This window comes from Mesobacillus maritimus, assembly GCF_023715205.1.
In the GTDB taxonomy this organism is placed as follows: domain Bacteria; phylum Bacillota; class Bacilli; order Bacillales; family Cytobacillaceae; genus Mesobacillus_B; species Mesobacillus_B maritimus_C.
In genome coordinates, this window is the sequence record NZ_JAMBNR010000010.1 from 214717 (window position 1) to 227495 (window position 12779).

Below are 12779 nucleotides of genomic sequence, written 5' to 3' on the forward strand. Positions count from 1 at the left end.
AAGACAGAATTGTAGATTTAAAAAGTATTTCGCATAAAGTTATGATCGGTGATACAAAATTTAAAAACGACGGTATTTTAAAATAACGAAATATTCAAATTAATACAGCGATGATTATATCATTTTTTAGGAGAATTATCACAGGAAAGCACCCAAATACTTAAAATCAAAAAAGGTCACGATGGATGACCATTGTAAACCGAGGGAACTTAAGCATTTTAAAGCAAAAACTTCATCTCTTTTCTTATCATACAAACTGTTGTGCAAGTATCTTTTTACCGATAGTCCCTCTTTTTCGTTAGCTTCACAAGCTGTCCCGATTAGAGTTTTACAAATAAAAATAACTTTATGGAATGTTCACGAATTAATCTCGATTTCAGTTTCCAAAACTCCCCTTTAAAAATCGTATCCCTATCCCGAAGAGAATCCGAAATTATGATATAATAGATTCTTAGAAAATGTCGAAACGATATAGATTTTGGAGGGTATTATGGCAAGTTATACTCCTATGATAATGCAATATTTACAGATTAAGGCAGATTATCAAGATGCCTTTTTATTTTTTCGCCTTGGTGATTTTTATGAAATGTTTTTTGATGATGCGGTAAAAGCATCGCAGGAACTTGAAATTACGTTAACCAGTCGGGATGGTGGAGGAGAAGACCGGATTCCGATGTGCGGTGTCCCATACCATTCTGCAAGTGGGTATATTGAACAGCTCGTCCAGAGAGGATACAAAGTCGCGATTTGTGAACAGACTGAAGATCCTAAAGCGACAAAAGGCGTGGTCAAACGCGAAGTGGTTCAGTTGATTACACCTGGTACCGTGATGGAAGGTCGCGGCTTAAATGACAAAGAAAATAATTTCATTGCGACAGTAACCATGTTTGAAGATGGGAGCTATGGGTTTGCTTGCAGTGATTTGTCTACAGGGGAAAGTCGTTTATCTTTGCTCGCTAACAATGTTGAAACGCTTTTAAATGAGCTATCCTTATCAGGTGCAAAAGAAGTCGTGTTGGCTTCTTCAACACCAGTGGAACTTCAAGATAAGCTAAAAGAGCGCTCGGTGCTGGCGTTATCGTTTGAAGACCAAACAGAACTAAACATGAATTACGAGCATCTTCTAACCGACATAAATAACGATAAAGCAAAAGTGGTCGCAGCGAGATTGTTTAATTATCTTCATCGAACACAAAAACGCAGCTTAGATCATCTTCAACCAGTGGTTCTATATGAAGTTGAGCAGTTTATGAAAATTGATTATTTTTCGAAACGAAATCTTGAGTTAACAGAAACGATTCGTTCAACAGCGAAAAAAGGCTCGCTCCTTTGGCTTCTTGACGAAACGAAAACAGCGATGGGAGGACGATTGCTGAAGCAGTGGATTAACCGTCCGCTGCTTAGTATCGAGGCCATTCAGCGTAGACAGTCGATTGTGGACTTGTTTATTCAAAACTTTTTTGAGCGCCATGAAATCAGAGAAATGCTGAAGCAAGTTTATGATTTGGAACGCCTTGCTGGTCGGGTTGCGTTTGGAAATGTGAACGCTCGAGATTTGATTCAATTAAAAAAATCGTTAATGCAAATTCCTGTTTTAAAACAAGCGCTTGTCGCGATGGGAAACGAGATTGCTGTACAGTTGGCTGACCAGCTCGACCCTTGTGAGGAAGTAACCGATTTACTCGAGCAAGCTTTAGTAGAAAACCCGCCGATTTCGATCAAAGAAGGAAACATTATTCAGGATGGGTATCACGAGCAACTCGATCAATATCGTGATGCAAGTCGAAACGGAAAAACGTGGATTGCGAGTCTTGAACGCCAAGAACGTGAAAAGACAGGCATCAGGTCGTTGAAAATTGGTTATAATCGCGTGTTTGGCTATTATATTGAAGTAACGAAGGCAAACCTCCATCTGTTACAAGAAGGGCAATACCAACGTAAACAGACCCTAACAAACGCGGAGCGCTTTATTACTCCAGAGTTAAAGGAAAAAGAGGATTTAATTTTACAAGCGGAGGAAAAAATCGTTGAACTAGAATACGAAATTTTCGTCAACATCCGTGAAACTGTCAAAGAATACATTCCACGTCTTCAAGCCCTTGCGAAAGCGGTTAGTGAAATTGATGTTCTCACTAGTTTTGCTGAATTAAGTGAACAGCGTCATTATATCAAACCGACTTTTACCGAAGAACGAAAAATTGTTTTGAAAGATGGGCGCCATCCTGTTGTGGAAAAAGTCATGTCGGCACAAGAGTATGTTCCAAACGATTGCTATATGGACAGAGACCGTGAGTTGCTGCTCATTACCGGGCCGAACATGTCTGGTAAAAGTACGTATATGAGACAGGTTGCCTTAACGGCGATAATGGCACAAATTGGTTGCTTTGTTCCTGCTGCTGAAGCGGTACTACCTGTTTTCGATCAAGTGTTTACACGAATTGGGGCGGCGGATGATTTAATTTCTGGTCAAAGTACCTTTATGGTGGAGATGCTCGAAGCAAATAATGCGATTGCTAACGCAACGGAAAACAGCTTGATTTTATTCGATGAAATTGGACGCGGAACATCCACTTATGATGGAATGGCTCTGGCGCAAGCGATCATTGAATATATTCATCATCGTATTGGTGCAAAAACACTATTCTCGACTCACTATCATGAGTTAACTTCGTTAGAGGAAGAGCTTGAAAAGTTAAAAAACGTTCATGTTTCAGCGGTTGAACAAAACGGGAAAGTTGTTTTCCTTCATAAAATTAAAGAAGGTGCAGCTGATAAGAGTTACGGAATTCATGTGGCCCAGTTAGCTGATTTACCAGCCGACTTAATTACAAGAGCGGCAGAAATTCTTGAAAAACTTGAAGCAAAGGACGAGCCAGTAGTTGGGCAGGTGAAACCAATTAAAACATCTGAGGTGGTGGCCGAGGCGCAACCATCCCATCAACATAAAGAAACCGAAAACGAATCATCTTCACAAACGGAAGAAAAGAAGAACACAGAAGGACAATTATCCTTCTTTGATGAAGTGCCGGTTGCATCAAAAACGGCTGCTCCGAGTAAAAAGGAAAAACGCGTTTTAGAAAAGTTAACAGAGCTAGATATCCTCGATATGACACCGCTGCAAGCGATGAATACTTTATACGAACTGCAACGGAAATTAAAAAACTAGAATCTTTATCAGAAATGAACGGAACGAGGGGTGATTTGGATGGGGAAAATCAAACAGCTGGATGAAACACTATCAAATAAAATCGCTGCAGGTGAGGTTGTTGAACGTCCTGCATCCGTCGTCAAAGAATTGGTCGAAAACGCTATTGATGCAGGCAGTACGGTCGTGGAAATTGATATTGAAGAAGCAGGCATGGCGAAGATTCGTATTACTGATAACGGCGGTGGAATTGAGGAGGAAGACGCCCTCCTTGCTTTCCAACGGCACGCAACAAGCAAAATCAAAGATGAAAATGATTTGTTTCGAATCAGAACCCTTGGCTTCCGGGGTGAGGCTTTGCCAAGTATCGCTTCGGTGTCTCGTTTGGAAATGAAAACATCGACTGGTGAAAATGCTGGTACGAGAGTCGTCATTGAAGGCGGACATGTGGTGACAGTTGAAAAAGCCGATAGCCGGAAAGGAACGGATATCACGGTAACGGATTTGTTTTATAATACACCAGCTCGCTTAAAATATATGAAAACCATTCATACTGAGCTTGGGAATATAACCGATGTCGTCAATCGTCTGGCATTATCGCATCCAGAGGTATCGATTCGCCTCGTTCACAATGAGCGGAAACTGCTTTATACAACAGGAAATGGCGATGTACGCCAAGTATTGGCAGCCATTTATGGAATGAATATGGTGAAAAACATGGTGCCGATTTCTGGCCAATCGTTAGACTACAAAATCAAAGGCTGGATTACGTTACCGGAGATCACGCGCGCATCGCGGAATTATATGTCAACGATGATCAATGGGCGTTTTATAAAAAATTATCCGTTAGCTAAAGCAATTCAAGAAGGGTATCATACTTTGCTTCCAATTGGCCGTTACCCGCTCGTCTTTTTAGACATTCAAATGGATCCTTTATTAGTCGATGTGAATGTTCACCCTTCGAAAATGGAAGTGCGTTTAAGTAAGGAGCAGGAATTAAACCAGCTTGTCACCGAGACGATTAAAAATACGTTCAAAACGAAAGCGTTGATTCCCGCAGGATTTACCCAATCGAAGCCTGAAAAACCGAAATCTGAACAAACCTTTTTTGAACTTGATCATTTGCCTGATTCTGAGTCTTCGAGAGTGGAGCCAGTTCAAACAAGGAATACGGTGAATCTGCCAGAGCAAGGAGAAGTTCGCGAAACATTCACTCCGCCTACAGTGTCTGGAAACGCGTTCGAAACTCAACATGTCGAGAGTGTGGAATCCTCTTCCTGGACAAAGCCTTTTGAACATTTTGAGGAAATTCGGACGGAAACAGTGGTCAATTCGTATGAAGAGGAACTAGAAACAACAGAGGACATTTGTACTGAAAGTGTTTCTGAATATCGTGAGCCGATAGCTGAGTGGAAAGTGGATCCTTCTGAAAGTGTGGCTCCTTCGCGTGTTCCACCGCTATATCCAATTGGCCAAATGCATGGAACCTATATTTTAGCTCAAAACGATAAAGGACTTTATATTATTGACCAGCACGCGGCGCAAGAACGGATTAAATATGAATATTTCCGTGAAAAAGTTGGTCAAGTGGCGAGCGAGGTACAGGAAATGCTTGTACCATTGACATTTGAATATTCACCGGATGATTGCATTCGAATCAATGAACATTTGACTGAGTTGGAAAAAGTTGGTGTATTCCTCGAACCATTTGGGCATAACAGCTTTATTGTTCGTAATCATCCTCAATGGTTCCCGCGTGGAGAAGAGAAAGAAACGATTGAAGAAATGATTGAACAGCTTTTGGGCATGAAGAAAGTAGATATCAAAAGGCTTCGGGAAGAAGCAGCGATTCTTATGAGCTGTAAAGGATCGATAAAAGCAAATCGTCATTTGCGAAATGACGAAATTCAAGCGTTGTTGGATGAACTAAGAAGGTCATCTGATCCGTTTACATGCCCACACGGTCGTCCAATTATCGTCCACTATTCAACGTATGAAATGGAAAAGATGTTTAAGCGGGTGATGTAGCAGAACCTGCATTGGCAAGGAGAAATACGCCTTGCTTCTTTTTTTGCGGAATTAAAGCATTTTCATTATTTCTCGTAACTATCAAATGCCAAAAAAAGAGTGAACTTGTCATTCATTCACTCTTTAACAAAATTTTTATTGACCATTTTCATTGTTACTATTTACACTGTTATCCATTGGGTGTGGTTGACCGTACCCTTCAACTTTGCCCGCATGATCCTTGTGGTATTCTGACCCTGAACCTTGTTGGTTTGTAAGTTTACCTTTTTGATTTTTATTTTGTTGTGCCAAATAAATCACCTCCCAATCATCTTTTAGAATGCTTAGTATGGGTGAAATTATTCAAAGGGCAACTCCGTATCAGATTTAAGTACTTGTGCGATAAAGGGAGTTTGAACGCATAATGAAATATTACTAAAATTGTCGATTGTTTCTGAAGCATGATTGTACTATGATTTAACTAAGTGTTCATGCTCTTCTTTTATGTTTTGGTGGAGACGAAAGACACTTACTAAACAAAAGGAGGGATTGCAATGTTTTCAAACATTGGTATTCCTGGCTTAATTCTCATTCTTGTTTTAGCCTTGATTATTTTTGGGCCTAAAAAGCTTCCTGAATTAGGACGTGCAGTTGGACAAACACTCGGTGAGTTTAAAAAGTCCACAAAAGGATTAATGGAAGATGATCTAGACAAGGATGGTTCATCTAAAGAAGAGAAAAAATAATATTTCATGTAGCGCACCTAAAATGGGTGCGTTTTTCTTTTGGTTTGTGTTTGGAGGGATTCTGTAAGGTGGGATATACATATATAGAACCAAATTTAAAATAGACCTGAGTTTTATGCAAATAGAAAAAGGAAATGGAAAATAGAAAAGTGCACTGAAAATAGAACTTCAATTTGTGATAATAGCAAAAGCAAAAGTGAAAATAGAATGTTTCTTTGTGAAACTAGAACAAAGGAAAAAGAAAATAGAAAAGTGCACTGAAAATAGAACATCAATATGTGATAATAGAAAAAACAAAATGCAAATAGAATAATGATTTTTGAAAATAAGTCATCAGAAGATGAAAATAGAAACGAAACTAATAAACGATATCGAAAAACCTGCGTAGTTCATAAAATAAAAATCGCACCTCAAAAAATGAGGTGCGAGAGCTAATGTCGAATGCGTTATTTTGCGACTGGGTGAAGTTTGTGAATATACTTCAGCGCTTGTCCGGTTCCGAAGGCAACGGATTCGAGTGGGTTGGGAGCAAGATGAACAGGGACGATGATTTCTTTGCTCAACCATTCTTCCATTCCGTTTAACAAGCAGCCGCCACCTGTTAAAACAAGACCTCGGTCAACAATGTCTCCACTCAGTTCGGCTGGACAATCTTCAAGTGTCTTCCGAACTGTTTCAAGTATATGAAGCAAGGATTCTTTTAGACAATCTCGAATTTCATAAGAATTAAGAGTGACAGTGCTTGGAAGGCCAGTAACAAGGTCACGACCACGTACTTCCATTTCGAGCATCTCATGGTCGACGAGCGCATAACCAATTTCCTTCTTGATTTTCTCAGCAGTAGGTTCACCGATTAGGATATTATATTGTTTTCGAACATACTGAATGATGTGTTCATCAAAGCGGTCCCCACCAATACGAAGGGAATGGCAAGCAACAACGCCACCGTATGAGATAATGGCTACTTCCGAAGTACCGCCGCCAATATCTAAAACAACGTTGGCAACTGGCTCATCAACAGGTAAGCCGGCACCAATCGCTGCAGCAACTGGTTCCTCAATAATATGCACCTTCTTAGCGCCAGCATTACGGACGGCCTCATGAATGGCACGACGTTCTGCGCTTGTGGCTCCGGATGGTGTACATACCACGACATTTGGTTTGCGAAGAGCAAACCCACCACTTTTCATTGCTTTTTTCATGATTTGCACGAGCATTTCCGATGTAATATCAAAATCGGCAATCACGCCATCTTTCAATGGGCGAACGGCCACAATTTTCTCAGGCGTTTTCCCAATCATTTCTTTTGCCTCAGTCCCAACTGCGACAATTTTCTTCGTTTCAGTATCTATGGCAACGACAGACGGTTCGTTTAGAGCAATTCCTTTATTTTTACTATATACAAGTGTATTTGCAGTACCTAAATCAATTCCTATTTCAGCTTGTACGATCATTGTAATCACCTGATTCTCCTTCAATATAAGATAATGTCCCCATAATCTTCTACTAAAGGTAACATGAATTTGGGGGTAATTTGTCGATTGTTATCGAAACGTTACGAAACTGTAAAGGCGGTAGAGAAAATATAAAATTAACGGGAAACATTGGAAAAAGACTAGGAAGAAGCGATTAGGAACGAAAGGATTAGGATATAATGGGTAGATGTTCAACTGCTTTTCATCATGATTTAAGTTAAAATGGATTTTAAAGAGTTGAAAACTGAAATATTTGGTTTTCGATTGTAATTAGCGAAGAAGGCAGTGTGAAGTTGTTTGAAACCAAAAGAGAAACTACTCGTATTAATCGGACCAACAGCCGTTGGGAAAACAAAATTAAGTATCCAGTTGGCGAAACAATTCAATGGTGAAATCATCAGCGGGGACTCAATGCAAATCTATAAAGGCATGGACATTGGGACAGCAAAAATCACTCCCGAAGAAATGGAAGATATTCCGCATCATTTAATTGACATTCGAAATCCCGAAGATCCGTTTTCCGTTGCTGAGTTTCAAGAGCTGGTTCGTGGAAAAATCACCGAGATTACCGCCCGTGGGAAGTTGCCGATGATTGTCGGAGGTACGGGGCTATACATACAATCAATTTTATTTGATTATCAATTTACTGAAGCCGCTTCTGATTCTGAATTTCGGCAAGAGCTTGAGCGAGTGGCAGAGGAAAAAGGCAATGAGGAGTTACATAATCGATTAAGGGAAGTTGACCCGAACAGCGCAGAAAGAATTCATCCTAATAATGTCCGACGTGTGATTCGGGCTTTGGAAATCCATCATTGTACAGGAAAGACAATGACAGCGTATCAAGCTGAACAACAACCAGAATTATTATATGAGACTTGTTTGTTGGGTCTTACGATGGACCGTGAATGGTTGTATGAGCGAATTAATAAGCGTGTAGACATCATGATGGATCAGGGTCTGGTCGAAGAAGTAAAAGGATTGTATGACAAGGGATTGAGGGATTGTCAATCGATCCAAGCAATCGGCTATAAAGAGTTATATGACTATTTTGATGGCAAAGTGTCACTTGAGGAAGCGATTGAAAATTTAAAACAAAACTCTCGTCGGTATGCTAAAAGACAGCTAACGTGGTTCCGTAATAAAATGGAAGTGAAATGGTTTGAAATGTCTCCAATTGAAAAGGAGAATAAAAAATATTTCGCGGAAATTTCTACCTATATTGAAGGAAAGCTTCAAATAAAGGCGAATACATAATAATAGAGATAAAAAGGAGGATCTGCAATGAAACAAATTAACATTCAAGATCAGTATTTAAACCAGATGCGCAAGGATGGAACAAATTGTACTGTTTTCTTATTGAACGGGTTCCAATTACGTGGACAAATTAAGGGTTTTGACAATTTCACGGTATTATTTGAGACGGAAGGAAAGCAGCAACTTGTTTACAAGCATGCGATTTCAACTTTTGCGCCACAAAAGAATGTTCAAATTGATCTTGATCCACAACAATAATTGGTATGTAGGTAGTTGTACGATTCTATCTTAAGGGAATTAGATAGGGGTAGCGGTAGAAAAATGGATGATAATTAGATAATCCTAAGGTTCAAAGTTTATAGGAATGTCAATATATAAAGAAGCTCGCATATTTTTGCGAGCTTTTTGCATTGTCGGGATGGAAGGTTGAAATTTCTTTTTAATGAATTTCCATTTAGCTGAATACATATAGATTAAGGAGTATTTCCCTGTATTTCGCAGTTGGTGACCATTTTAAATGAAGTTGGTTAATTTGCGAAGGGTTTCTCTAAAAAGGTTTTTTCACCCTCTAAAAACGCAACAAGAATCTTCGGATAGAGAAATCAAAGGGAACCTTATTGGCATTAACCGTACTATTGGAGATGAGGCTCTAGTAAGGGCTTTAAGCTAGTAGAAAAGGAAAATAGCTCTTGTAGACCATAGAACGGCCATACGGGTATGGGAGGTTTTATTACTATATTAGGAAAGTCAGTCAGACTTAAGCGCCGTTCGGTGAAAGTTCTAATTAGGTGTAGCGCAATAGAGGGTGAGCGAATGGACGTTTTCTTAATCATGAGTAAGAGCTCCTTCACATAGACTGTCTTTTAGAATAGAGGTGAGAAAGCTTGGACCAACCATTTCGCATGAACAACAACGGACAGATTAGCATTGTTCTAAATGCGCAAAAACGCAATCCGACCAAAAAGGAGTTGCCTAAATCGCCTAATTTAGATATAAAACCAAAACCAGCTGAGCATGAAGCATTAAAAGAAATTGAGGAAGAACTTGAGGCATTGGTTGGAATGGAAGAAATGAAGCGAATGATTAAAGAAATATATGCTTGGATTTATGTGAATAAAAAAAGAGAAGAAAAAGGTTTGAAAGCGGGTCGCCAGGCTTTACACATGATGTTTAAAGGAAACCCGGGTACGGGGAAGACGACAGTAGCGAGATTAATTGGAAAACTTTTTCTGAAAATGAATGTTCTTTCTAAGGGGCATTTGATTGAAGCAGAAAGAGCGGACCTAGTTGGGGAATATATCGGTCATACAGCGCAAAAAACTCGTGATTTAATAAAGAAGGCTTTAGGAGGAATTCTGTTTATTGATGAAGCGTACTCCTTAGGGCGCGGAGGCGAAAAGGATTTTGGGAAGGAAGCGATCGATACGCTCGTTAAACATATGGAAGATAAACAGCATGAGTTTATTTTAATTCTTGCGGGCTATTCGCGCGAAATGGATTACTTTCTATCGTTGAACCCGGGGCTACATTCCAGATTCCCATTGGTGGTTGACTTTCCGGACTATTCAATCAGTCAATTAATGGAGATTGCACAACGAATGTTAGATGAGAGGGAATATACTTTTAGTCTCGAAGCGGAACGGAAATTGAGAGAGCATCTTGGCTTCGTGAAAGCGAGTTTTGGTCCCACCGGTTTTTCCAATGGCCGCTATATCCGAAATATCATCGAAAAGTCCATTCGCGCTCAAGCGATGAGACTTCTGCTTGAAAGTCAATTTGATCGTCATGAACTTATGACAATTAGAAGCAACGATCTTATTTTTGATTCAGAGTAATGGTGGTCATCCTCAAAAAATTATTGCCGGACGAATTGTGGTCCAATCTTGCAAGAGTATCCCAATAAAAAAACATTAAAAAAGTCATGCTCTCTAGCCTGAGCATGACTTTCTTTAGTTATTCAACTCTGTTTTTCTAATTGGCAGACGCCATCCGTGTGTATAGGAGTAAACCCGAAGTGCGGTGATGCCGATAAAGAGACTATAGAGCTCTAGCGGAGACTCTAGCCAATTTAGCCCGATTAATAGTCCGGCTAATACGGCCCATATGGCATAGACTTCCGACCGAAAAACGAGAGGCTTCCGTCCAGCTAAGAGGTCGCGGACCATTCCGCCGCCACTACCTGTCAGCACCGCAGCGATAATAACAGCGGCTAACGGATGGTTCATTTCCGTTGCGAAAAGAGCACCTTGAATCGCGAAAGCAGAAAGGCCAATAGCATCAGTAAAGTTTCCCCATTTCCTCCAATGCTTTAATAACCTGGATGGAAAAAGGAAAACGATCGTGATGGCCAACAAGGCGATTGTGAAAAAGAGCCCCTGATCCCACAAAGCTGAAATGGGAACCCCGATGAGAAGATTCCGTATCGCTCCGCCGCCAAAAGCGGTCACGATCCCAAGCATGTAAACTCCGAAAATATCATATTCTTCTTCCATCGCGACAATGGCTCCGCTGATCGCAAAGGCAATGGTTCCAATCATACTTAAAACATCCCAAGTCATAACCGCAACCTCCCCTCTAAGGTATAATACACATTCCTATCTAAAACGAGTTACGTTGATTTCTCATAAAATAAATCTAAATCTATCTGATTTTATCACCTCTTCCCCCTTTTTAGCTACCAATTACACAGATAAAGAAGGGTGAGAAAATTTTGGTTCATTGCTATTTTTTGGTATGATGAGTTCAGGTTCATGTTTGAACCGAGCGCAGGTGTAAATAATTTATTTCGCAAGCGTTTGTAAGTTAAGAAGGAATGATAGTTTAAACAGGAAATGCAAACAATGGAATAATAGCCAATACATATGATGAAAGGTGGAATCTGTTTTGGAACAGAAACGAGATTCTGAAAAAGCCATCCTGGTCGGCTGTCAAACGCCGCTAACGGATGATCTGCGTTCTCAATATTCAATGGATGAACTTGCTTCATTAACAGAAACGGCTCAAGGCGAAGTGCTAATGTCTGTCATGCAGAAGCGAGAACGAATTCATCCGTCTACTTATATAGGAAAAGGAAAAGTCGAGGAACTCAAAGCGTTGGTAGATGAGCTTGAGGTTGACCTCATCATTTTCAATGACGAATTGTCACCAAGTCAAATCCGGAATTTGTCCAAGGATCTCGAAGTCAGGATTATCGATCGTACACAGTTAATTCTGGACATCTTTGCGCGGCGAGCTCGTTCAAAGGAAGGAAAGCTACAAGTAGAGCTGGCTCAACTTCAATATTTGCTGCCTCGCTTAATGGGTCAAGGTACCGCGCTATCGCGATTAGGTGCCGGAATTGGGACGAGGGGACCTGGGGAAACAAAACTAGAGTCTGACCGTCGTCATATCCGTAGAAGAATCGACGATATTAAAGGACAACTGGCCGTGATTGTTCAACATCGCGACAGATACCGCGAACGTCGCAAGAAAAACAAAGCCTTTCAAATTGCTTTGGTTGGATATACAAATGCAGGGAAGAGTACACTGTTCAACCGGTTAACTGAGGCAGATTCTTATGAAGAAAATCAATTGTTTGCAACGCTTGATCCGATGACTCGGAAAGTCATTCTTCCGAGTGGTTTTAGCGTACTGATGACGGACACCGTTGGATTTATTCAAGATTTGCCAACAACACTGGTTGCTGCCTTCCGTTCAACATTAGAAGAAGTGAGCGAAGCGGATTTGCTATTACATGTTGTGGATATGTCCAATCAAGATTATTTTTCACATGAAAAAACGGTCAATAAACTGTTAGAAGATTTGGAAGTTAACCAAATTCCACAAATTACGGTTTATAATAAAAAGGATATTGCCCACCCTGACTTTGTCCCTGTGGCAGATACCGAAACAGCGTTTATTAGTGCGTTTTCAGATGAAGATCGCGATAATTTAAAAAGAAAAATCGAAGAATCGATCATTAGTCAAATGGAAGCTTTTCATGTGTTGGTTCCTTCTGGAGAAGGAAAACTATTGTCTCAGTTAAAAAATGAAACCATTTTGAGAGAACTTACTTTTGATGAAGAACAACAAGGATATCGTTGTCGAGGGTACGCCTTAAAAGACCATCAAGTGTCAGGGCAACTAAATAAATACTCAGTAAGATAGGAGAAA

At 40.1% G+C, this 12779-nt stretch carries 10 protein-coding genes; 7 read left to right on the forward strand and 3 right to left on the reverse strand.

Translation table 11 applies throughout. From position 1 onward, the window contains the following. Positions 1-490: 490 nt before the first annotated feature. Together mutS and mutL are read left to right on the forward strand one after the other, a co-directional pair. Complete coding sequence (mutS, locus tag M3182_RS15965) at positions 491-3166, forward strand: DNA mismatch repair protein MutS (RefSeq protein ID WP_251425943.1); 2676 nt, start codon at positions 491-493, stop codon at positions 3164-3166. Positions 3167-3205: 39 nt separating this feature from the next. Then, complete coding sequence (gene mutL / locus M3182_RS15970) at positions 3206-5173, forward strand: DNA mismatch repair endonuclease MutL (RefSeq protein WP_251425944.1); 1968 nt, start codon at positions 3206-3208, stop codon at positions 5171-5173. A gap of 135 nt (positions 5174-5308) precedes the next feature. Here the strand turns inward: mutL and M3182_RS15975 are convergent, their stop codons facing one another. Then, entirely contained in the window at positions 5309-5464 is a 156-nt protein-coding gene (locus M3182_RS15975; RefSeq protein ID WP_251425946.1) for a hypothetical protein, read from the reverse strand. A 242-nt stretch (positions 5465-5706) separates the two neighbouring features. Here M3182_RS15975 and tatA point away from each other — a divergent pair, with 242 nt between their 5' ends. After that, entirely contained in the window at positions 5707-5898 is a 192-nt protein-coding gene (tatA, locus tag M3182_RS15980) for a twin-arginine translocase TatA/TatE family subunit (protein ID WP_251425949.1), read from the forward strand. Positions 5899-6344: 446 nt separating this feature from the next. Here tatA and mreBH read toward each other — a convergent pair whose 3' ends face one another. Continuing rightward, positions 6345-7352, reverse strand: a complete 1008-nt coding sequence (gene mreBH, locus M3182_RS15985; RefSeq protein ID WP_251426193.1) for a rod-share determining protein MreBH — start codon at positions 7350-7352, stop codon at positions 6345-6347. A 318-nt stretch (positions 7353-7670) separates the two neighbouring features. On the opposite strand from mreBH, the gene miaA reads away from it, so the two are divergent. From miaA to spoVK, 3 genes are all read left to right on the forward strand, one after another. Beyond that, positions 7671-8627, forward strand: coding sequence for a tRNA (adenosine(37)-N6)-dimethylallyltransferase MiaA (gene miaA, locus M3182_RS15990; protein WP_251558929.1), 957 nt, complete (start codon positions 7671-7673; stop codon positions 8625-8627). 27 nt (positions 8628-8654) lie between these two features. Beyond that, a complete protein-coding gene (gene hfq / locus M3182_RS15995; protein ID WP_251425953.1) occupies positions 8655-8885 on the forward strand; it encodes an RNA chaperone Hfq in 231 nt (76 codons plus the stop codon). A 626-nt stretch (positions 8886-9511) separates the two neighbouring features. Continuing rightward, positions 9512-10462, forward strand: a complete 951-nt coding sequence (gene spoVK, locus M3182_RS16000) for a stage V sporulation protein K (protein ID WP_251425955.1) — start codon at positions 9512-9514, stop codon at positions 10460-10462. Between the two features lie 114 nt (positions 10463-10576). On the opposite strand, the gene M3182_RS16005 is transcribed toward spoVK, so the two are convergent. Then, positions 10577-11185: a trimeric intracellular cation channel family protein gene (locus M3182_RS16005; protein WP_251425956.1), complete on the reverse strand. Its 609-nt coding sequence runs from the start codon at positions 11183-11185 to the stop codon at positions 10577-10579. A gap of 325 nt (positions 11186-11510) precedes the next feature. Between M3182_RS16005 and hflX the strand changes: the two genes are divergently transcribed. Beyond that, positions 11511-12773: a GTPase HflX gene (gene hflX / locus M3182_RS16010; protein WP_251558931.1), complete on the forward strand. Its 1263-nt coding sequence runs from the start codon at positions 11511-11513 to the stop codon at positions 12771-12773. The last annotated feature ends 6 nt before the right edge of the window (positions 12774-12779 follow it).

Excerpts from the sequence above, each read along its gene's own strand:
- mreBH (WP_251426193.1), bottom strand. The coding sequence starts at position 7,352 with ATGATCGTACAAGCTGAAATAGGAATTGATTTAGGTACTGCAAATACA.
- hfq (WP_251425953.1), top strand. The coding sequence starts at position 8,655 with ATGAAACAAATTAACATTCAAGATCAGTATTTAAACCAGATGCGCAAG.
- mutS (WP_251425943.1), top strand. The coding sequence starts at position 491 with ATGGCAAGTTATACTCCTATGATAATGCAATATTTACAGATTAAGGCA.
- mutL (WP_251425944.1), top strand. The coding sequence starts at position 3,206 with ATGGGGAAAATCAAACAGCTGGATGAAACACTATCAAATAAAATCGCT.
- M3182_RS16005 (WP_251425956.1), bottom strand. The coding sequence starts at position 11,185 with ATGACTTGGGATGTTTTAAGTATGATTGGAACCATTGCCTTTGCGATC.
- tatA (WP_251425949.1), top strand. The coding sequence starts at position 5,707 with ATGTTTTCAAACATTGGTATTCCTGGCTTAATTCTCATTCTTGTTTTA.